Annotated in this window: 21 protein-coding genes; all 21 read left to right on the plus strand. The window is 71.8% G+C overall.

The window, feature by feature from the left end; translation table 11 throughout:
• Positions 1 to 6 precede the first annotated feature (6 nt).
• The 21 genes from pyrR to trpC all read left to right on the plus strand — a co-directional run bounded on the left by pyrR (position 7) and on the right by trpC (position 20,489).
• A complete protein-coding gene (pyrR, locus tag FE256_RS06230) occupies positions 7 to 537 on the plus strand; it encodes a bifunctional pyr operon transcriptional regulator/uracil phosphoribosyltransferase PyrR (RefSeq protein ID WP_138173853.1) in 531 nt (176 codons plus the stop codon).
• Complete coding sequence (locus tag FE256_RS06235; protein WP_138173855.1) at positions 534 to 1,502, plus strand: aspartate carbamoyltransferase catalytic subunit; 969 nt, start codon at positions 534 to 536, stop codon at positions 1,500 to 1,502. The genes pyrR and FE256_RS06235 overlap by 4 nt, the downstream gene beginning before the upstream one ends.
• The gene (locus FE256_RS06240) at positions 1,499 to 2,821 is read left to right on the plus strand and encodes a dihydroorotase (protein WP_138173857.1); all 1,323 of its coding nucleotides are present in this window, start codon (positions 1,499 to 1,501) and stop codon (positions 2,819 to 2,821) included. Before FE256_RS06235 ends, FE256_RS06240 begins: the two co-directional genes overlap by 4 nt.
• Positions 2,818 to 3,318, plus strand: coding sequence for a PH-like domain-containing protein (locus FE256_RS06245; RefSeq protein WP_252370919.1), 501 nt, complete (start codon positions 2,818 to 2,820; stop codon positions 3,316 to 3,318). Before FE256_RS06240 ends, FE256_RS06245 begins: the two co-directional genes overlap by 4 nt.
• A complete protein-coding gene (gene carA, locus FE256_RS06250; protein WP_138173859.1) occupies positions 3,315 to 4,487 on the plus strand; it encodes a glutamine-hydrolyzing carbamoyl-phosphate synthase small subunit in 1,173 nt (390 codons plus the stop codon). Before FE256_RS06245 ends, carA begins: the two co-directional genes overlap by 4 nt.
• Positions 4,480 to 7,767 (plus strand): carbamoyl-phosphate synthase large subunit, encoded by a 3,288-nt coding sequence (gene carB, locus FE256_RS06255; RefSeq protein ID WP_138173861.1) that lies wholly within the window; start codon positions 4,480 to 4,482, stop codon positions 7,765 to 7,767. The genes carA and carB overlap by 8 nt, the downstream gene beginning before the upstream one ends.
• Complete coding sequence (gene pyrF, locus FE256_RS06260) at positions 7,764 to 8,624, plus strand: orotidine-5'-phosphate decarboxylase (RefSeq protein WP_138173863.1); 861 nt, start codon at positions 7,764 to 7,766, stop codon at positions 8,622 to 8,624. Before carB ends, pyrF begins: the two co-directional genes overlap by 4 nt.
• The gene (gene gmk / locus FE256_RS06265) at positions 8,617 to 9,531 is read left to right on the plus strand and encodes a guanylate kinase (RefSeq protein ID WP_138173865.1); all 915 of its coding nucleotides are present in this window, start codon (positions 8,617 to 8,619) and stop codon (positions 9,529 to 9,531) included. Before pyrF ends, gmk begins: the two co-directional genes overlap by 8 nt.
• Positions 9,532 to 9,598: 67 nt before the next feature.
• Positions 9,599 to 9,853, plus strand: coding sequence for a DNA-directed RNA polymerase subunit omega (rpoZ, locus tag FE256_RS06270; RefSeq protein ID WP_055837405.1), 255 nt, complete (start codon positions 9,599 to 9,601; stop codon positions 9,851 to 9,853).
• 92 nt (positions 9,854 to 9,945) lie between these two features.
• Positions 9,946 to 11,139 (plus strand): methionine adenosyltransferase, encoded by a 1,194-nt coding sequence (gene metK / locus FE256_RS06275; protein WP_138173867.1) that lies wholly within the window; start codon positions 9,946 to 9,948, stop codon positions 11,137 to 11,139.
• Positions 11,140 to 11,238: 99 nt separating this feature from the next.
• Positions 11,239 to 13,221 (plus strand): primosomal protein N' family DNA-binding protein, encoded by a 1,983-nt coding sequence (locus FE256_RS06280; protein WP_138173869.1) that lies wholly within the window; start codon positions 11,239 to 11,241, stop codon positions 13,219 to 13,221.
• 50 nt (positions 13,222 to 13,271) lie between these two features.
• Positions 13,272 to 14,189, plus strand: a complete 918-nt coding sequence (gene fmt, locus FE256_RS06285; RefSeq protein ID WP_138173871.1) for a methionyl-tRNA formyltransferase — start codon at positions 13,272 to 13,274, stop codon at positions 14,187 to 14,189.
• The gene (locus FE256_RS06290; protein WP_138173873.1) at positions 14,186 to 15,559 is read left to right on the plus strand and encodes an RsmB/NOP family class I SAM-dependent RNA methyltransferase; all 1,374 of its coding nucleotides are present in this window, start codon (positions 14,186 to 14,188) and stop codon (positions 15,557 to 15,559) included. The genes fmt and FE256_RS06290 overlap by 4 nt, the downstream gene beginning before the upstream one ends.
• Positions 15,560 to 15,658: 99 nt before the next feature.
• Complete coding sequence (gene rpe / locus FE256_RS06295; RefSeq protein WP_138173875.1) at positions 15,659 to 16,318, plus strand: ribulose-phosphate 3-epimerase; 660 nt, start codon at positions 15,659 to 15,661, stop codon at positions 16,316 to 16,318.
• Between the two features lie 205 nt (positions 16,319 to 16,523).
• Entirely contained in the window at positions 16,524 to 16,787 is a 264-nt protein-coding gene (locus FE256_RS06300; protein WP_022877496.1) for a phosphoribosyl-ATP diphosphatase, read from the plus strand.
• Between the two features lie 46 nt (positions 16,788 to 16,833).
• Entirely contained in the window at positions 16,834 to 17,676 is an 843-nt protein-coding gene (gene hisG, locus FE256_RS06305) for an ATP phosphoribosyltransferase (protein ID WP_138173877.1), read from the plus strand.
• A complete protein-coding gene (gene hisF / locus FE256_RS06310; RefSeq protein ID WP_138173879.1) occupies positions 17,676 to 18,440 on the plus strand; it encodes an imidazole glycerol phosphate synthase subunit HisF in 765 nt (254 codons plus the stop codon). Before hisG ends, hisF begins: the two co-directional genes overlap by 1 nt.
• Positions 18,437 to 18,784, plus strand: a complete 348-nt coding sequence (hisI, locus tag FE256_RS06315; RefSeq protein WP_138173881.1) for a phosphoribosyl-AMP cyclohydrolase — start codon at positions 18,437 to 18,439, stop codon at positions 18,782 to 18,784. The genes hisF and hisI overlap by 4 nt, the downstream gene beginning before the upstream one ends.
• Positions 18,784 to 19,371, plus strand: a complete 588-nt coding sequence (locus FE256_RS06320; protein ID WP_171024237.1) for a Trp biosynthesis-associated membrane protein — start codon at positions 18,784 to 18,786, stop codon at positions 19,369 to 19,371. Before hisI ends, FE256_RS06320 begins: the two co-directional genes overlap by 1 nt.
• A 108-nt stretch (positions 19,372 to 19,479) precedes the next feature.
• Positions 19,480 to 19,710, plus strand: a complete 231-nt coding sequence (locus tag FE256_RS06325; protein WP_138173885.1) for a DUF6704 family protein — start codon at positions 19,480 to 19,482, stop codon at positions 19,708 to 19,710.
• Between the two features lie 2 nt (positions 19,711 to 19,712).
• Positions 19,713 to 20,489, plus strand: coding sequence for an indole-3-glycerol phosphate synthase TrpC (trpC, locus tag FE256_RS06330; protein WP_138173887.1), 777 nt, complete (start codon positions 19,713 to 19,715; stop codon positions 20,487 to 20,489).
• The last annotated feature ends 2 nt before the right edge of the window (positions 20,490 to 20,491 follow it).

Raw genomic sequence — 20,491 nt, forward strand, 5'->3', positions numbered from 1 at the left:
CAGCGGATGAGTACGCGCACCGTCATGCACGATGCCGACATCGCCCGCGCTTTGACGCGCATCTCGCACGAGATCCTGGAGTCCAACAAGGGACCGGAAGGACTCGTCCTCCTCGGCATTCCGACCCGCGGCGTCACCCTCGCCGATCGGATCGCGCCGCTGATCAGCGAGTTCGGCGGAACCCCGGTGCCGGTCGGAGCCCTCGACGTCACGATGTACCGCGACGACCTGCACCGCAACCCCACGCGTGCCCCGCAGGCGACGCGCATCCCGGCGGGTGGCATCGACGGCAAGGTCGTCGTGCTCGTCGACGACGTGCTGTTCTCGGGACGGAGCATCCGCGCCGCCCTCGACGCCCTGCAAGACATCGGGCGACCCGCCGCCGTGCGGCTGGCGACCCTCATCGACCGCGGTCACCGCGAGCTGCCGATCCGGCCCGATTTCGTCGGCAAGAACCTGCCCAGCGCCCGCGACGAGCGCGTGAACGTGCGCCTCGCCGAGATCGACGGCATCGAGGAGGTGACGATCGAATCATGAGGCACCTGCTCGACACCCGCGACCTCACCCGCGCCGAGGCGCTCGAGATCCTCGACGTCGCCGAGGACATGGCCGACACGCAGCGCCGTGAGGTCAAGAAGCTCCCGACGCTGCGCGGCAAGACCGTCGTGAACCTCTTCTTCGAGGACTCCACTCGCACCCGCATCTCGTTCGAGGCCGCCGCCAAGCGTCTCAGCGCCGATGTCATCAACTTCTCCGCCAAAGGCTCGAGCGTCTCCAAGGGCGAGTCGCTGCAGGACACCGCCCAGACGCTGCAGGCGATGGGAGCGGATGCCGTGGTCATCCGCCACGGCGCGTCCGGTGCCCCGCGCACCCTCGCCACGAGCGGCTGGATCACCGCCGGTGTCGTCAACGCCGGCGACGGCACGCACGCCCACCCGACGCAGGCGCTGCTGGACGCGTTCACCATCCGCAAGCGCCTGTTCGGAGACGACAGCCGCGGCCGCGGGCTCGACGGCATCCGGGTCACGATCGTCGGCGACATCCTCCACTCGCGCGTCGCCCGATCGAACGTGTGGCTCCTGCACACCCTCGGCGCCCACGTCACGCTCGTGGCGCCGCCGACCCTCGTGCCGCAGGACGTGAGCGGGTGGCCCGTCGAGGTCGATTACGACCTCGACCGTGCGATCGCCGCGGGACCCGACGCGCTGATGATGCTCCGCATCCAGCTCGAGCGCATGAATGCGGCATATTTCCCCACTGAACGGGAGTATTCACGGCGCTACGGCCTCGACGCGCGGCGCCTGGGGGCTCTGCCGGGCGGTAGCATCGTTCTGCACCCTGGCCCGATGAACCGCGGCCTGGAGATCTCCGCCGAAGCCGCCGACTCGCCGCGCTCGACGGTTCTCGAGCAGGTGGCGAACGGCGTCTCCGTGCGCATGGCCGTGCTCTACCTGCTGCTTGCGGGCGAACGGCCCGACACCGAGAAAGAGGACCCGCGATGAGCCACGCCACCCCCCACACCCTGCTGGTGCGCGGCGCGCGGATCGAAGGCGCGGATGCCACCGACCTCCTCGTCCGCGACGGCGTCATCGCCGAGACCGGCACCGGTCTCTCGCACCAGGGCGCGACCGTCGTCGACGCCGAGGGTCTCATCGCGCTGCCGGGCCTGGTCGACCTCCACGTGCACTTGCGCGAACCCGGCTACGAGGCGTCCGAGACCGTCGAGACGGGGTCGCGAGCGGCCGCCGCGGGCGGCTTCACCACCGTGTTCGCGATGCCGAACACCTCGCCCGTCGCCGACACCGCCGGCGTCGTCGAGCAGGAGCTGGCCCTCGGCGAAGCCGCGGGCTACGTGCACGTGCAGCCGATCGGCGCCGTCACGGTGGGCCAGAAGGGCGAGCGTCTCGCCGAGCTCGGCGCGATGGCCGACTCGCGCGCCCGCGTGCGGGTCTTCAGCGACGACGGCTTCTGCGTCTTCGACCCCCTCATCATGCGTCGCGCGCTGGAGTACGTGAAGGCGTTCGACGGCGTCATCGCGCAGCACGCGCAGGACCCGCGTCTGACCGAGGGCGCCCAGATGAACGAGGGCGCGGTCTCGGCCGAGCTGGGTCTGGCCGGTTGGCCCGCCGTCGCCGAGGAGTCGATCATCGCGCGCGACGTGCTGCTGGCCGAGCACGTGGGCTCGCGACTGCACGTGTGCCACCTCTCCACCGCCGGATCGGTCGACATCATCCGTTGGGCCAAGAAGCGCGGCGTGAACGTCACCGCCGAGGTGACCCCGCACCACTTGCTGCTGACCGACGAGCTCGTGCGCGACTACGACGCCCGCTTCAAGGTGAACCCGCCGCTGCGCCGCGAAGAGGACGTCCTCGCCGTCCGCGAGGGTCTGGCCGACGGCACGATCGACATCGTCGCGACCGACCACGCCCCGCACCCCGCCGAGGCGAAGTCCTGCGAGTGGGCCGCGGCCGCCAACGGCATGGTGGGGCTCGAGAGCGCCCTGCGCGTCGTGCACTCCGCGATGGTCGAGACCGGTCTGCTCGACTGGGCCGACGTCGCCCGGGTGATGTCGCGGACTCCCGCCCGCATCGGCCGCCTCGACGGGCACGGCACCCCGCTGACCGAGGGGCAGCCCGCGAGCTTCACGCTGTACGACCCGCGCCCGTCGCGCGAGTTCGGCCTCGGCGACCTGCGCGGCCGCAGCAAGAACTCGCCGTACCTCGGCCGAGAGCTCCCCGGCGAGGTGCGCTGGACCGTGCGCGCCGGCATCCCGACCGTCATCGACGGCGCGGTGCTGCCGGCACCCGGGGTGCTCGCGTGACCCGCGAAGGCGCGCTGCTGGTCATGGCCGGCGTCGCCGTCGTGCTGCTGGCGCTCCTCGCGTGGGCATGGATGCGACGAACGCGGCGCGATGCGCGCTACACCGCACCGGTGGGAGAGCTTCCCGAGGATGCCGTGGAGACGGGCGTGTTCCCGGGCCTGTACGTCGCGACCACCCGTCACGGCGAGCCCCTGGAGCGTCTGGCCATCCGCGGCCTCGGCTTCCGCTCCCGCGTGGACGTCACGGTCACTTCGGCCGGGATCGCCCTCGACCTGCCGGGCCAGCCCCGCATCGCGCTCACCCGCGACCGCCTCGTCGACGCAGCTCTCGCCACGGTCGCCATCGACCGCGTGGTCGAGCGCGACGGCCTGACGCGCGTCAGTTGGCGCATCGACGACGACACGATCGTCGACACCTACCTCCGACCCCAGGATGCCTCGGCCCGATCCCTCGCCGACGCCATCCGTCCCCTCACGACGACAGGAAGCGACGCATGACCGCCCTGATCTCCCCTCCGCGCATCTCGCGCGAGCCCGCCGTCCTGGTGCTGGAAGACGGCACCCGCTACCCCGGCCGCGCGTACGGCGCCCGCGGTGAGACCTTCGGCGAGGTCGTCTTCGCCACCGGCATGACCGGCTACCAGGAGACCCTCACCGACCCGTCCTACGCCGGCCAGATCGTGCTGCAGACGGCCCCGCACATCGGCAACACCGGTGTCAACGCCCAAGACCCCGAGTCCCGCCGCATCTGGGTCGCCGGTTACGTCGTGCGCGACCCTTCGCGCGTCGTGTCGAACTGGCGCGCCGACCGTTCGCTCGACGACGCGCTCGTCGAAGACGGCATCGTCGGCATCTCGGGACTCGACACCCGCGCCGTCACGCGCCGGATCCGCTCGTCGGGCAGCATGCGCGGCGGCGTGTTCTCGGGCGAGGCCGCCGGCCTCGACCCCGACGAGCAGCTGCGCCGCGTGCTCGCGGCCCCCGGCATGGCCGGTCGCAACCTCTCCGCCGAGGTCTCGGTGACCGAGGTCGAGGTGACCCCGGCGACGGCGGAGCGCGTCGGCAACCTCGCCGTCCTCGACCTCGGCGTCAAGCAATCCACGATCGACAACCTCGCCGCGCGGGGCTTCGACGTGCACGTGTTCCCGCAGTCCGCCACGATCGAGGAGATCCGCGCGATCGAGCCGGTCGCCGCGTTCTACTCCAACGGTCCCGGTGACCCCTCGGCGTCCGACCAGCACGTCGAGCTCCTGCGCGCCGTCCTCGACGACGGCCTGCCCTTCTTCGGCATCTGCTTCGGCAACCAGCTGCTGGGCCGCGCGCTCGGTTTCGGTACGTACAAGCTGCCCTTCGGTCACCGCGGCATCAACCAGCCCGTGCTCGACAAGACCACGGGCCGCGTGGAGATCACCTCGCAGAACCACGGCTTCGCGGTCGAGGCGCCGCTGGACCAGGTCGTGGACAGCCCGCACGGCTACGGCCGCGTCGAGGTCAGCCACATCGGCCTCAACGACAACGTGGTCGAGGGCCTCCGCGCCCTCGACATCCCGGCGTTCAGCGTGCAGTACCACCCCGAGGCCGCCTCCGGCCCGCACGACGCCAACTACCTGTTCGACCGCTTCCGCGACATGGTGCTCGCGACCCAGGAGACGAAGAAGAATGCCTAAGCGCGACGACATCCACTCCGTCCTCGTCATCGGCTCCGGCCCGATCGTCATCGGTCAGGCCTGCGAGTTCGACTACTCCGGCACCCAGGCGTGTCGCGTCCTCCGCGAAGAGGGGGTGCGCGTCATCCTCGTCAACTCCAACCCGGCGACGATCATGACCGACCCCGACTTCGCCGACGCGACCTACATCGAGCCGATCACCCCCGAGGTGATCGAGACGATCATCGCGAAAGAGAAGCCGGATGCCATCCTCCCCACGCTCGGCGGTCAGACGGCCCTGAACGCGGCGATCCAGCTGCACAAGCGCGGCATCCTCGAGAAGTACGACGTCGAGCTCATCGGTGCCGACTTCGAGGCGATCAACAAGGGCGAGGACCGCCAGATCTTCAAGGAGCTCGTGATCGAGGCGGGCGCCGACGTCGCGGCATCCGTCATCTGCCACTCGATGGACGAGCTCATCGCCGGTGCCGAGAAGCTCGGCTACCCGCTCGTCGTGCGTCCCTCGTTCACGATGGGCGGGCTCGGTTCGGGCTTCGCGTACGACGAGGCCGACCTCCGTCGGATCGGCGGCGCGGGTCTGCATGACTCGCCGACGAGCGAGGTGCTGCTCGAGGAGTCGATCCTCGGGTGGAAGGAGTACGAGCTCGAGCTCATGCGCGACACCGCGGACAACACGGTGGTCGTCTGCTCGATCGAGAACGTCGACCCCGTGGGCGTGCACACCGGCGACTCGATCACCGTGGCCCCCGCGCTGACGCTCACCGACCGCGAGTACCAGAAGCTGCGCGACATCGGCATCGACATCATCCGTGCCGTGGGCGTCGACACCGGCGGCTGCAACATCCAGTTCGCCGTCGACCCGAAGTCCGGGCGCATCATCGTCATCGAGATGAATCCGCGTGTCTCGCGCTCCTCGGCGCTCGCGTCGAAGGCGACGGGCTTCCCGATCGCCAAGATCGCCGCGAAGCTCGCGATCGGCTACCGCCTCGACGAGATCCCGAACGACATCACCAAGGTCACCCCGGCGAGCTTCGAGCCCACGCTCGACTACGTCGTGGTGAAGGTACCGCGGTTCAACTTCGAGAAGTTCCCCGCGGCCGACACGACGCTGACGACCACCATGAAGTCGGTGGGCGAGGCCATGGCGATCGGCCGCAACTACTCGACCGCCCTGCAGAAGGCACTGCGCTCGCTCGAGAAGCGCGGATCGAGCTTCCACTGGGGCGACGAGTCGCGCTCGGTCGACGAGCTCCTCGAGATCTCGAAGACGCCGACCGACGGACGCATCGTCGTGCTGCAGCAGGCGCTGCGCTTCGGCGCGACGCCCGCGCAGGCGTTCGACGCCACCGCGATCGACCCGTGGTTCATCGACCAGATCGTCCTCATCAACGAGGTCGCCGAGATGATCCGCGCGGCCGGAGAGCTGGATGCCGACACCTTGCGCCTCGCGAAGGAGCACGGTTTCAGCGACGCGCAGATCGCCGAGATCCGCGGGCTCGACGAAGCCGAGGTGCGCGGCATCCGGTACGCCCTCGATGTGCGCCCCGTCTACAAGACGGTGGACACGTGCGCGGGGGAGTTCCCGGCCCTGACGCCGTACCACTACTCCAGCTACGACTGGGAGACCGAGGTCACGCCGTCGGACCGCACGAAGGTCGTCATCATCGGCTCGGGCCCGAACCGCATCGGGCAGGGCGTCGAGTTCGACTACTCGTGCGTGCACGCCTCGTTCGCGCTATCGGACGCGGGCTACGAGACCGTCATGGTCAACTGCAACCCCGAGACCGTGTCGACCGACTACGACACGAGCGACCGCCTCTACTTCGAGCCGCTGACCCTCGAGGACGTCCTGGAGGTGCTCCACGCAGAGAGCCGGTCCGGGACGATTCTCGGCGTCGTCTGCCAGCTCGGCGGCCAGACGCCGCTCGGCCTGGCCAAGGGCATCGAGGCCGCGGGCTACACGATCCTCGGCACGAGCCCCGAGGCGATCGACCTCGCCGAGGAGCGCGAGCTGTTCTCGCGTCTGCTCGACGAGGCCGGACTCGTCGCTCCGCGCAGCGGCACCGCGATCGACGTCGAGGGCGCCGTGACAGTGGCCGAGGAGATCGGCTACCCGGTGCTCGTGCGCCCGAGCTTCGTGCTCGGCGGCCGCGGCATGGAGATCGTCTACTCGACCGACGCGCTGCGCGACTACTTCGTCCGCGTCGCCGACCAGGCGATCATCGGCCCCGGGCTTCCGCTCCTGGTCGACCGCTTCCTCGACGACGCGATCGAGCTCGACGTCGACGCACTGTACGACGGCACCGACCTGTACATCGGCGGGGTCATGGAGCACCTCGAAGAGGCCGGCATCCACTCCGGCGACTCCTCGTGCACGCTCCCGCCGGTGAGCCTCGGTCGCACCGAGGTCGACCGCGTCCGCGAGGCCACGCTCGCGATCGCCCAGGGCGTGGGCGTCCGGGGTCTGTTGAACGTGCAGTTCGCCATCTCGGCCGGAGTGCTCTACGTCATCGAGGCGAATCCCCGCGCGAGCCGCACCGTGCCCTTCGTGTCGAAGGCGCTCGGCATCCCGCTCGCGAAGGCCGCCAGCCGCATCATGGCCGGCAGCACCGTCGCCGAGCTCATCGCCGAGGGCATGCTGCCCGAGAGCGACGGCTCACGCGTGCCGCTGGACGCCCCCGTCGCCGTGAAGGAGGCCGTGCTGCCGTTCAAGCGCTTCCGTACCGCCGACGGTCACACCGTCGACTCCGTGCTCGGGCCCGAGATGCGCTCGACCGGTGAGGTCATGGGCATCGACCGCGACTTCCCGACCGCGTTCGCGAAGTCGCAGGAGGCCGCGTACGGCGGCATGCCGACCTCGGGCACGGTGTTCATCTCGGTGGCCGACGCCGACAAGCGCGCCGTGATCCTCCCCGCCCACCGGTTGCAGGAGCTCGGCTTCGAGCTCATGGCGACCGAGGGCACGGCCGAGATCCTCGCCCGCAACGGCATCCGGGTCCAGGTCGTCGAGAAGTACTCCGAGACGCAGGGCTCCGGTCAGCGCAACGTGGTCGATCTGATCAACGCGGGCGAGATCGACATGATCGTCAACACCCCGAGCGGCGGCACGGCCCGTGCCGACGGCTACGAGATCCGCGCCGCGGCCGTCGCCGCCGACAAGGCGCTGTTCACCACGATGGCGGTGCTCGGCGCGGCCGTGAGCGCCCTCGGCGCGATGAAGGACGGCTTCGCCGTGCGCAGCCTGCAGGAGTACGCCGTGGACCGCGCGGGTCGCTTGTGAGCGAGACGTTCGGCCAGCGGCTGGCCGCTGCCCTCGAGACCCACGGCGCCCTGTGCGTCGGCATCGACCCCCACGCCGCGCTGCTGTCGGCGTGGGGGCTGGATGCCACGCCCGAGGGCGCGCGCGAGTTCGGCCTGCGCGTGGTCGAGGCCGCCGCCGGCCGTGTCGGTGTGGTCAAGCCGCAAGTGGCGTTCTACGAGCGCTACGGATCGACAGGCTTCGCCGCCCTCGAGGACGTGATGGCCGCCGCCCGTGCGGCGGGCCTCCTCGTCATCGCCGACGCCAAGCGGGGCGACATCGGCACGACCATGGAGGGCTACGCCGCGGCGTGGCTCGAGCCCGGTTCACCCCTCGAAGCGGATGCCGTGACCCTCACGCCCTATCTCGGCCCCGACTCGCTGCGCGCGACGCTGGCCGCCGCGCTCCGCGTGCGGAAGGGCGCGTTCGTCCTCACGGCCACGAGCAACCCCGAGGCTCGTGCGGTCCAGAGCGCCGTCGTCGAGGACGCCCTGGCCGTCGGCGACCACGAACGGGTCGCCGCCCGCGTCGCGCACGACGTGAACGAGGCGAACCTCGGTCAGCCGGGCGCCCTGGGCTCGATCGGCGTCGTCGTCGGCGCGACCGTGGACCGCGCGGCCTTCGGCCTCGGCGACATCACCCTCGCGGGGATGCCGATCCTCGCGCCCGGTTTCGGTGCGCAGGGTGCCGATCCCGCCGATCTCGGACGCCTGTTCGGGTACGTGTCGAAGGCCGTGGTGGCGAACGAGAGCCGCAGTGTCCTCGCCGTGGGTCCGGCGCGCCTGGTGGAGCGGATCACGGCCCGCGCCGACCTGTACCGGGAGGCCCTGAATGGCTGATTCCCGTCGTCCTCCCGAGGTCGACCGCGCCGCCGCCTCGCGCCGCGCAGTGGCCGCGCGTCGCGAGCGCGCGGCGCTCAAGCGCGACGTCTCGACCCGTGTCATCACGCCGCAGGAGCTGCTGCGGCGCGGCCTCGCCGATCCGCTGTCGGCGGCCGGGGCGATGCGCGTGACCGAGTTCCTCACGGCGATCCCCGCGATCGGCGAGAGCAAGCGGGATCGCATCCTGTCGTCGCTGGGCATCTCGCCCGTCAAGCGGCTCGGCGGCCTGGGCTCGCGCCAGCGCGACGCCCTGCAGGCGTTCCTCGACGCACGGTGGCCCGAACCGGGTCCACGCGAGGGGCGCAGCCGGCTCGTCGTGCTCGCCGGCCCGACGGCCGTGGGCAAGGGGACGGTCGCCGCGCACATCAAGGAGCACTTCCCCGAGATCCATCTGTCGGTCTCGGCGACGACCCGCGCCCCGCGGCCGGGCGAGGTCGACGGGGAGCACTACTACTTCGTCGACGACGCCGAGTTCGACCGTCTCGTCGCGGCGGGGGAGCTGCTGGAGTGGGCCACGGTCCACAACAGGCACCGCTACGGCACGCCGCGCGAGCCGATCGACCGCGTCCTGGCCGCCGGCGGCACCGCGCTGCTGGAGATCGATCTGCAGGGCGCCCGCCAGGTGCGCGCGGCCGACCCCTCGGCGACGCTGGTGTTCCTGCTCCCCCCGAGCTGGGACGAACTGGTCCAGCGTCTCGTCGGTCGCGGCACCGAGGATGCCGAGGAACGCGCGCGCCGTCTGCGCACCGCCCGCACCGAGTTGGCGGCGCAGAACGAGTTCGACTACCGGGTCGTGAACGACGAGGTCGCCCGTGCGGCGGCCGAGGTCGTGGCCCTCGCCGCACGACGCCCCGACGTCGGATAGAATACGAGGATGCTTCGGCGCCGGGAGCGCCGCATCCACCTCATCCCGCCGAACCAGGAGGTTCCCCATGGCCGGACGCGACAAGGGCATCATCGACCCGCCCATCGACGCACTGCTCGACAAGGTCGACTCGAAGTACCAGCTCGTGATCTACGCGTCCAAGCGTGCGCGTCAGATCAACGACTACTACTCCGATCTGCACGAGGGCAACCTCTTCGACAACGTGGGGCCGCTCGTCGACTCCACCGTCGAGGACAAGCCGCTCACGATCGCTCTGCACGAGATCCACGAGGACAAGCTGCGCCTTCGCGCCGCCGAGTGATCCGTTCACAGATGTGACGATGCCCCGGGCGGCTGTCCGCCGTCCGGGGCATACTTGTGCCCGTCCCCAGACCACCCTTCCCGGGAGATGCCTTGACCGACCTGCGCCTGTTCACGTCCGAGTCCGTCACTGAAGGACATCCCGACAAGATCTGCGACCAGATCTCCGACAGCATCCTCGACGCGATCATCTCCGAGGATCCGACGGGGCGCGTCGCCGTCGAGACGCTCGTGACGACGGGCCTCGTCCATGTCGCCGGTGAGGTCTCGACCAGCGCCTACGTCGAGATCCCCGCGATCGTGCGCGACGTCGTGAACCGCATCGGCTACAACTCGAGCGAGACGGGATTCGACGGGGAGTCGTGCGGAGTCAGCGTGTCCATCGGCGCGCAGTCCTCCGACATCGCCGCCGGCGTCAACAAGGCGTTCGAGCAGCGCGAGCGCGGCTCGATCGACCCCCGCGATCTGCAGGGCGCCGGCGACCAGGGCATCATGTTCGGCTTCGCCACGACCGAGACGCCGCAGCTCATGCCGATGGCCGCGTGGACGGCGCACCGCATCGCCGAGCGCCTCGCGACGGTCCGCCGCGACGGCACGCTGCCGTTCCTGCGCCCCGACGGCAAGACCCAGGTGACGCTCGGCTACGACGGGCACACGCCCCGAACGGTCGACTCCGTCGTCCTCTCGACGCAGCACCACCCCGACATCTCGCAGGAAGAGCTCCGCGCTCTCGTGCAGGCCGAGGTCATCGACCCGGTGCTGCGCGACACGGGTCTCGACCTGCCCGACGTGCAGTACTACATCAACCCCGCCGGCCCGTTCGTGATCGGCGGCCCGAAGGGCGACGCGGGACTGACCGGCCGCAAGATCATCATCGACACCTACGGCGGGGCGTCGCGCCACGGCGGCGGCGCCTTCAGCGGCAAGGACCCGTCCAAGGTCGACCGCTCGGCGGCATACGCCATGCGCTGGGTCGCGAAGAACGCCGTCGCAGCGGGCCTGGCCGACCGTCTCGAGGTGCAGGTCGCGTACGCGATCGGCAAGGCGAACCCGGTGGGTCTGTACGTGGAGTCGTTCGGCACGGCGCACGTCGCCGACGACACCATCGTCCGCGCGATCCGCGACGTGTTCGACCTGCGCCCGAAGGCGATCATCGACCAGCTCGACCTGCTCCGTCCGATCTACGCGCAGACCGCGGCGTACGGCCACTTCGGTCGTGAACTGCCCGACTTCACGTGGGAGCGCACCGACCGCGTCGACGAGCTGCGCGCCGCCGCCGGTCTCTGACGTGGGGGCGCCCACGCCGGGCGTGCACCGCAGCGCCGCACTCCTGGCATCCCTCCGGCCGCGTCACTGCGGCGGTGACGCCGTGCCCCGGCGGCGCACGTGAGCGCCCGGCGCGTGGCGCGGGTGCAGCTGGATTCGCCGGTGCCGCAGCTGGATCGGCTGTTCGACTACGCGGTGCCGCACCCGCTCGTGGGCGAGGTGGCCCCGGGCGTGCGGGTCAAGGTCCCGCTGCGCTCGGCGGGCCGGATGATGGATGCCTTCGTGGTCGAGGTCGTGCCCGACGACGGCAGTGAGCGCCCGCTGTCGTCGGTGGAGGCGGTCGTCTCGCCGATGGCGGTGCTGCCGGAACGGCTGTACACGCTCGCGCGCCGAGTCGCGGATCGCGCCGCGGGGTCGGTGAGCGACATCCTGCGCCTGGCCGTGCCCAAGCGCATGGTGCGCGCCGAGAAGGCGTGGCTGGCCGCGCCCGCATCCACGGTTCCCGTCGTGCCGCCCGAGTCGCTCGCGCGCGCCGAGTCGCTGCTGACGCCCTACGCGGGCCTGATCGACGCCCTCGACGGCGGCGAGCGCGTCGCCGTCGACGCTCCTCCGCATCCCTCGGGCGACCTGCCGCGGGGGGCCTGGGCCGATCTGCTCGCGGCTGCGGCCGTGCGCACGCTCGCGCGGGGCAGGAGCGCGGTGCTCGTCGTGCCCGACTACCGCGACCAGGCACAGCTCATGGCGGCGCTGGCCGATCTGGTGCCGCCCGAGGCGATCGTGCGCGACGACGCAGATCAGTCGGGCCCGGCGCGGTACGCCCAGTTCTTGCGCACCCTGGCGCCGGTGCCCGTGATCGTCGTGGGACGGCGGTCGGCGGTGTACGCCCCCGCCCACGAGACCGGCCTGGTGGCGCTGTGGGACGACGGCGACTCGCTGCTGTCGGAGCCCCTGGCGCCCGGCGTGCATGCACGGGATGCCGCGCTCGTGCGGCAAGAGCTGGAGGGCTCGGCGCTCGTCTTCGCGGGGCACACCCGCACGACCGACGTGCAGCGTCTGGTCGAGGTCGGCTATGTGCGCGAGGCGGCGCCGAAGCGGCGGGTCAGTCCGCGCGTGGTGCTCAGTGCGACGCGCGAGGGGGAGCAGCGCACCGCCCGCGTGCCGTCGTCGGCGTTCGCCGCGGCGCAAGAGGCGTTGGCCCTGGGTCCTGTGCTCGTGCAGGTCGCCCGCCCGGGGTATGCCCCGTCGCTCGTGTGCGCGGACTGCCGTCGTCCGGCCCGGTGCGCCCACTGCGCCGGTCCGCTGCGCGCGGCCCGTCCGGGCGCGGTGCCCGTGTGCGCGTGGTGCGGGCGCAGCGCCCACGCCTGGACGTGCGGTCACTGCGGCTCGGTGAAGCTGCGCATGTCGTCGTCGGGAAGCGAGCGGACGGCGGACGAGCTGGGCCGGGCGTTCCCGAACACCCGCGTCATCATCGCCGACGGCGCCCACCCCGTGGCCGAAGTGGATGCCGCCCCGGCACTGGTGATCGCCACGCGCGGAGCCGAGCCGCTCGCGCGCGGCGGCTACCGCGCCGTGATCCTGCTCGACGGCGACCGCATGCTGCAGAACGAGGCGCTCCGCGTCGGCGAGCACTGCCTGCGCTGGTGGTCGAACGCGGCCGCTCTCGCCGCTCCCGGCGCGCCCGTGCACCTCGTCGGCGTGGCGGGTCCGGTGGCGCGGGCGCTCGCGACCTGGACGCAGCCGGCGTACGCGCGCGCCGAGCTGGCCGACCGCGCGCCGCTGCGCATGCCCCCGGCGGTGCGGGTCGCGAGCGTCGAGGGACACGCCCGCAGTGTCGACACGCTGCTGGCCGAGCTGCGCGAGAGCGTGCCCGATCTGGACGCCCTCGCCGTCCTCGGCCCCGTCGACACCTCGACGGCACCCGATGCACCGACCTCGCGCGCGCTGGTGCGCTTCGACTACGCCCACGGACGCGCCGTCGCCGAGGCCCTGCGGGCCGGGGTCATCGCCGACGCGCTGCGGGCACGCAAGTCGACGAAGGATCGCGGCCCGAGGCCTCGCAATACACTCAGAGTGCGGCTCGATCTTCCCGAGCCCGACCTCTGAGCGCCGCCGCCCCGGTCCCACCCACCCGCATCCGAAGCGTGAGGAGAACCATGCGCCTCGTCTTCGCCGGCACCCCCGCCGTCGCCGTCCCCTCTCTCCGTGCCCTGGCCGAGGGGCCGCACGAGATCGCCGCGGTCGTCAGCCGCACCGACGCCCCCCTGGGCCGCAAACGCGTGCTCACCCCGTCGCCCGTGGCCCAGGCCGCCGACGAGCTGGGCCTGCCGACGATCAAGGCCGACCGACTGGATGCCGAGGCCACCGGCCGCATCACCGCCCTGCGTCCCGAGCTCGGCGTGATCGTCGCGTACGGCGGGCTCGTGCGCGAGCCGCTGCTGTCGGCCCCGACGCACGGGTGGATCAACCTGCACTTCTCGCTCCTGCCGCGCTGGCGCGGCGCCGCTCCCGTGCAGCGGGCACTCATGGCCGGCGACCGCGAGACGGGAGCCGCCGTGTTCCAGTTGGTCGCCGAGCTGGATGCCGGCGACGTCTTCGCCGAGGAGCGCTACACGGTGCCCGAGAACGCCTCCGCGGGCGAGGTATTGGACGCCCTGGCCGAGATCGGCGCGCCGCTGCTGGCCCGCGTGGTCGACGGGATCGCCGCCGGCACAGCGGTCGCGGTGCCGCAGAGCGGCGAGCCCACCCTCGCACCGAAGCTCACTCTCGCCGACGGTGCCCTCGACTTCGCCCTGGACGCCGAGAGCCTCCTCGCGCGCATCGCGGGCGTCACCCCCGAGCCGGGGGCGCACACGACGTTCGAGGGCGCGCGGCTCAAGGTCCTGCGGGCCGCGGCGAGCGCGGCACCGCCCCTCCCGCCGGGGAGAGTCGTGGCATCCGGGCGCGAGATCCTGGTCGGCACGGCGACGACACCTCTCCGGCTCGAGTCGGTGCAGCCTGCGGGTAGAGGGGCGATGGACGCGGGCTCGTGGTTCCGCGGGCTGCGCACGAGCGAGCCGGTGCTCGGATCATGAGCGTCCAGGGAGCACGGGCGGTCGCCTTCGACGTGCTGCGGGCCGTCTCCGCCGACGAGGCGTACGCCAATCTGCTGCTGCCGCACGCGATCGAGCGGGCGAAGCTGGACGCCCAGGATGCCCGTCTCGCGACCGAGTTGACGTACGGCACGCTGCGACGGCGCGGCACGTACGACGCGATCATCGCGGCCGCGGCCGATCGCAGCGTCGACCGGATCGACCCTCCGGTGCTCGACGCGCTGCGTCTGGGCGTGCACCAGCTGCTGTCGACGCGGGTGGCCTCCCACGCGGCCGTCAACGAGTCGGTGGAGCTGGCGCGTCGCCACGGCGGTGGACGTGGTGCGGCGGGGTTCGCCAACGCCGTGCTGCGCCGGGTGTCGCGCGAGACGCCGGGGCACTGGATGGACCGCATCACCGAGGGCGCACGGAGCGACGACGAACGGCTGGGGCTGCAGAGCGCGCATCCCGTGTGGATCGTCCGGGCGCTGCGGCGCGCGCTGTCCGCCGAGGGACGGGCCGACGAACTGGACGCTCTCCTCGCCGCCGACAACGACGCTCCGCGGGTGGCGATGATCGCCCTTCCGGGGCTCGCCGAGATCCCGGACGACGCCCGGCCCGCCCGGTTCGCGCCGACCGCGTTCACCACCCGCGGCGGCGACCCCGAGGCGCTCATCCGTTCGTCGGGCGGGCGCATCCGCGTGCAGGACGAAGGATCGCAGCTCGCGGCCCTGGCCCTGAGCCGCTTCCGGCCCGTCGAGGCGGGGGAGCGGTGGCTCGACCTGTGCGCGGGTCCCGGCGGCAAGACGGCGCTCCTCGCGGCCGAGGCCCTCGCGGGCGGTGCGCACCTGGATGCCAACGAGATCTCGCCCGCCCGGGCCGGGCTCGTGCGCCGGGCCGTGGCATCCGTCCCGCTCGAGGTCGAGGTGACCGAGGAAGACGGGCGCGACCGCGCGGCACGGACCGCGGGGGAGTACGACCGCATCCTCGTCGACGCGCCGTGCACGGGGATCGGGGCTCTGCGCCGACGCCCCGAGGCGCGGTGGCGCAAGACGCCGTCCGACGTGCCCGACCTCACCGCGCTGCAGCTCGATCTCGTCCGTGCGGGTCTGGGCGCGTTGAAGCCCGGTGGAGTGCTCGCCTACGTGACGTGCTCTCCGCACCTCGCCGAGACCTCCGGTGTGCTCGCCGAGGTGCGCCGCGAGTTCGGCGACGCAGTGGAGGAGCTCGACGCCCGCGCGGTCGTGCGCGAGATCGCCGGTTCCGACATCGACCTCCCCGCGCAGTCGGACGGTTCGCTCCGCGCCCAACTGTGGCCCCACCGCCACGGCACCGACGCGATGTCGATCGCCCTCCTGCGCCGCGTGTCGTGACGCGTGAGGGGTCAAGATTTGTCGCCTGCGCGCAAGCCAAGCGACAGTTTCTGACCCCTCACGCGAGGGTGCGGCGGACCCGGCGCCGATAATGGAACCGTGCCCCGCATCAATCCGAGCATCCTCGCCGCCGACTTCGTGAACATGCAGGCGGAGCTCGCCCGCATCTCGGGGGCGGACTTCGTGCACGTCGACGTCATGGACAACCATTTCGTGCCGAACCTCACCTTCGGTCCGCAGATGGTCGGTCGCATCCAGGAGACGAGCCCCGTCCCGCTCGACGTGCACCTGATGATCGACGACCCCGACCGGTGGGCGCCGGAGTACGCCGAGCTGGGCGCGGCATCCGTCACCTTCCACCTCGAGGCCGCGGCGTCGCCCGTGGCTCTGGCTCGGCGGCTGCGCTCGATCGGGGCGCGCGCGGGCGTCGCCGTGAAGCCGGCGACCCCGGTGGAGAACCTGTTCGACGTGCTGAACGAGTTCGACCAGATCCTCGTGATGACGGTCGAGCCGGGTTTCGGCGGCCAGTCGTTCATGCCCGAGACGATGCCCAAGCTCCGCGCCCTCGCCGACGAGGCCCGTCGTCGCGGGTCGAGCGTGTGGTTGCAGGTCGACGGCGGCATCGGAGAGTCCACGATCGCCCAGGCCGCCGAAGCCGGGGCAGATACGTTCGTCGCCGGCTCCGCGGTCTTCGGCGCCGACGACCCCGACCGCGCGATCCAGGCGCTGCGCGCCTCCGCCGCCCGCCACCACCACTGATCCCGGCGCCTCCGCCGCGGCATCCGTCGCCCTCGCCGCGATAAACGCTTCCTGCACCGGGAAACGCTCGCAGCGCGCGTGTCTCAGTGCAGGATGCGTTTATCGCTCTCTTGACGCCCCGCCCGGCAGCCGCGCGCACACCGCCCGCACGCCCGCCGCCTGGCTCCCGGCAGCCGGGGCACCGCCGACCCGATACCCTGGAAACGTGAAGACCTTCGACGACCTGTTCGCCGAGCTCAGCGCCAAGGCCGTCGAGCGCCCCGCCGGCTCCGGTACGGTGGCTCAGCTCGATGCCGGCGTGCACGCCATCGGCAAGAAGATCGTCGAGGAGGCCGCCGAAGTGTGGATGGCCGCCGAGTACGAGTCCGACGAGGCGGCAGCCGAAGAGATCTCGCAGCTGCTCTACCACCTCCAGACGCTCATGCTCGCGAAGGGCCTGACGCTCGCAGACGTCTACCGACATCTCTGAGCCGCTCCCGCACCCCCGACGCTCACCTCACACGAAAGCCCCCGTCATGCTGCGAATTGCCGTGCCGAACAAGGGGTCGCTCGCCGAGACCGCCGCCGAGATGCTCTCGGAGGCCGGTTACACCGGACGTCGCGACTCGAAAGACCTGTACACCGTCGACCCCGTCAACGAGGTCGAGTTCTTCTACCTCCGCCCGCGCGACATCGCGACCTACGTGGGCTCGGGCGCGCTCGACGTCGGCATCACCGGCCGCGACCTGCTGCTGGACGCCCGCATGCCCGGCGCCCGCGAGGTCGAGTCGCTCGGCTTCGCCGGCTCCACCTTCCGCTTCGCCGGACGCCCCGGCCGTTTCTCCGACGTCGACGACCTGCAGGGTCTGCGCGTCGCGACCGCCTACCCGGGCCTGGTCGACGCGTTCCTCGACGAGCGCGGCGTGGCCGTCGACATCGTGCCGCTCGACGGCGCGGTCGAGTCCGCCGTGCAGCTGGGCGTGGCGGATGCCGTGGCCGACGTGGTCTCGACCGGCACGACGCTGCGACAGGCGGGGCTCGAGATCTTCGGGCCCGTCCTGCTCGAATCCGACGCCGTCCTCATCGCCGGACCGCAGGAGGTCGCGGGCACCGAGACGCTGCTGCGGCGTCTGCGCGGCGTGCTGGCGGCCCGGAAGTACGTGCTCGTCGACTACGACCTCCCCGCGGCCCTCATCGATCGAGCGATCGCGGTGGCCCCGGGCCTGGAGTCGCCCACGATCTCGCCGCTGCGCGACCCCGAGTGGGTGGCCGTCCGGGTCATGAGCCCGCGCCGCGACGTCAACCGCGTGATGGACGAGCTCTACGCCATCGGCGCCCGGGCGATCCTGGTGACCGAGATCCTCGCCGCGAGGCTCTGATGACGCTCGCCCGCCGCATCATCCCCTGCCTCGACGTGGCCGCCGGTCGCGTCGTGAAGGGCGTGAACTTCCTGGATCTGCGCGACATGGGCGACCCGGTCGAGCTCGCCAAGGTCTACTTCGACCAGGGCGCCGACGAGATCACGTTCCTCGACGTCACCGCGACGGTCGACGAGCGCGCCACGACGTACGACGTCGTCCGCCGCACGGCGGAGCAGGTGTTCATCCCGCTCACCGTCGGCGGCGGAGTCCGCTCCACCGACGACGTGGCCCGCCTGCTCTCGGTCGGCGCCGACAAGATCGGCGTCAACTCCGCCGCGATCGCCCGACCGGCACTGGTCGACGAGATCGCCGACCGCTTCGGCGCGCAGGTCATCGTGCTCTCGCTCGACGTGAAGCGCGCGGCATCCACCCCCTCCGGCTTCGTCGTGACGACGCACGGCGGACGCACCGAGACGACGCTCGACGCCCTCGAGTGGGCGCGCGAGGCCGTCGAACGCGGGGCCGGTGAGCTGCTGGTCAACTCCATCGACGCCGACGGCACGAAGCAGGGCTTCGACCTCGAGCTCGTCCGCCTGATGCGCCAGGTCGCCGCGGTCCCGGTGATCGCCTCGGGCGGCGCCGGCGCGCTGGAGCACTTCGCCCCGGCCGTCGAAGCCGGCGCGGACGCCGTGCTCGCGGCATCCGTCTTCCACTCCGGCCAGCTCACGGTCGGCCAGGTCAAGGACGCCATGGCGGCCGAGGGGATCGAGGTGCGCCGATGAACGTCACCGCGTTCGAACGCGTGAAGTACGACGCCCAGGGCCTCGTGACCGCGGTGGTCCAGCAGTTCGACACGCGCGAAGTGCTCATGGTCGGGTGGATGGATGCCGAAGCCCTCCGCCGCACGCTGACCTCCGGCCGCGTCACGTTCTGGTCGCGTTCACGTCAGGAGTACTGGCGCAAAGGCGACACGTCGGGCCACGTCCAGATCGTCCAGGGCGCACGTCTGGACTGCGACGGCGACACCCTGTTGATCGAGGTCGACCAGGTGGGTGCCGCGTGCCACACCGGCGACCACACGTGCTTCGACGCGACCGACCTCGAACCCGTCGTGGGGGAGCGGTGATGCGTCGAGCGCGTTCGCTCGCCGTCGTCGGGATGCTCCTGGCCGGAGCTCTCGGCGTCATCGCCTCCACCCAGACCTGGATCGATGTCACGCTCGCGGACGGCGCGCAGCAGACGCTCCCCGTGCCCGGGTCGGACGCCGTTCCGGTGCTGACCCCGCTGAGTCTCGCCGCTCTCGCGCTCGGTGCGGCCCTGTCGATCGTCGGCCCGATCCTGCGCTATGTCCTGGGTGCCCTCGCTCTCGCGATCGCGGGGGTGGTCGGCGTCGCGACGGCCCAGGTCGTGCTGACGCTGCCGGTGTCGGCGACGGCCGCGACGGTCACCGACGCGACCGGTATCTCGGGAGTGGATGCCGTGGCCGACCTCGTCTCGTCGATGTCGCTGACTCCGTGGCCCGTGGTGACGCTGCTCGCACAGCTGCTCCTCGCGGCGGCGGCCGTGTTCACTCTGGTCTCGGCGCGGGGGTGGCGGGGGAGCGCCGACCGGAAGTACCGCACCGCCACCGACGCTCCCGCCGACGGGTCGCGTCCGCACGACGCGATCGATTCGTGGGACGACCTCTCCCGCGGCGACGACCCGACGGCGTGAGTCGCGTCTTCGGTCGACGTCGAGACGTCGGCGCGGGCCCGACCCGCCCGTTTCGATAGACTGGATGCACGCTGTCACCCGCGCCCGCGCGCGACTCGAAGGAGCCCCATGAGCAACCCCATCGGCGATCCCGGCCACGGACACTCGCCCGCAGCCTGGACGGCCGTGATCATCATGCTCGCCGCGATCACGCTCGGCACGCTGTTCTTCTGGTTCGATCTCCCGGTTCTCGTGTGGGCCTCGGTCGGTCTGCTCATCGTGGGCGCGATCGTCGGGTGGGCCATGTCGAAGGCCGGTTACGGCGCCACAGGCGACAAGTACCAGTCGAAGGCGCACTGACCGTGCTGGCCGATCTGACGGCCGGAGCGGTAGAGGACGCCGAACGGCGCGCCCAGGCGCGTCCGCTGGCCGCCGTCGAGCGCGACGCTCTCGCGCAGACTCCCGCGCGCGATGCGCTGGCGATGCTGGCGCCCGCTGACCGGGTGAAGATCATCGCCGAGGTCAAGCGCGCGAGCCCGTCCCGCGGCGATCTCGCGGCGATCCCCGATCCCGCCCGCCAGGCACGCCTCTACGAAGAGGGCGGTGCCTCGGCGATCTCGGTGCTGACCGAGGGCCGCAAGTTCAAGGGCAGCCTCGCCGACCTCGAGGCCGTGCGCGCCGCGGTGTCGGTGCCGGTGCTGCGCAAGGACTTCCTCGCCACCGCGTACCAGGTGCTCGAGGCCCGCGCGTCGGGCGCCGACCTGGTCCTGCTCATCGTCGCAGCCCTCGACCAGAAGACCCTGGCCGAGCTCTACGCCCTCACCCTCGACCTCGGCATGACCGCTCTCGTCGAGACCCACTCGGCCGACGAGCTCGCGCGCGCCGCCGACCTGGGCGCAAAGCTCATCGGCGTCAACGCCCGCAACCTCTCGACCTTCGAGCTCGACCGCGACCTGTTCGGTCGCCTCGCCGACTCGTTCCCCGCCGATGCGATCAAGATCGCCGAGTCGGCCGTCCTCGCCCCCGCGGACGTCGCGCACTACCGGTCCGCCGGCGCCGACGTCGTCCTCGTGGGCGAAGCACTCGTGACCGGGGACCCGGTCGCGACCCTGCGCGCCTTCCTCCAGGAGACCCCATGACC

Source organism: Microbacterium sp. 5K110 (genome assembly GCF_005774735.1).
Lineage (GTDB): Bacteria > Actinomycetota > Actinomycetes > Actinomycetales > Microbacteriaceae > Microbacterium.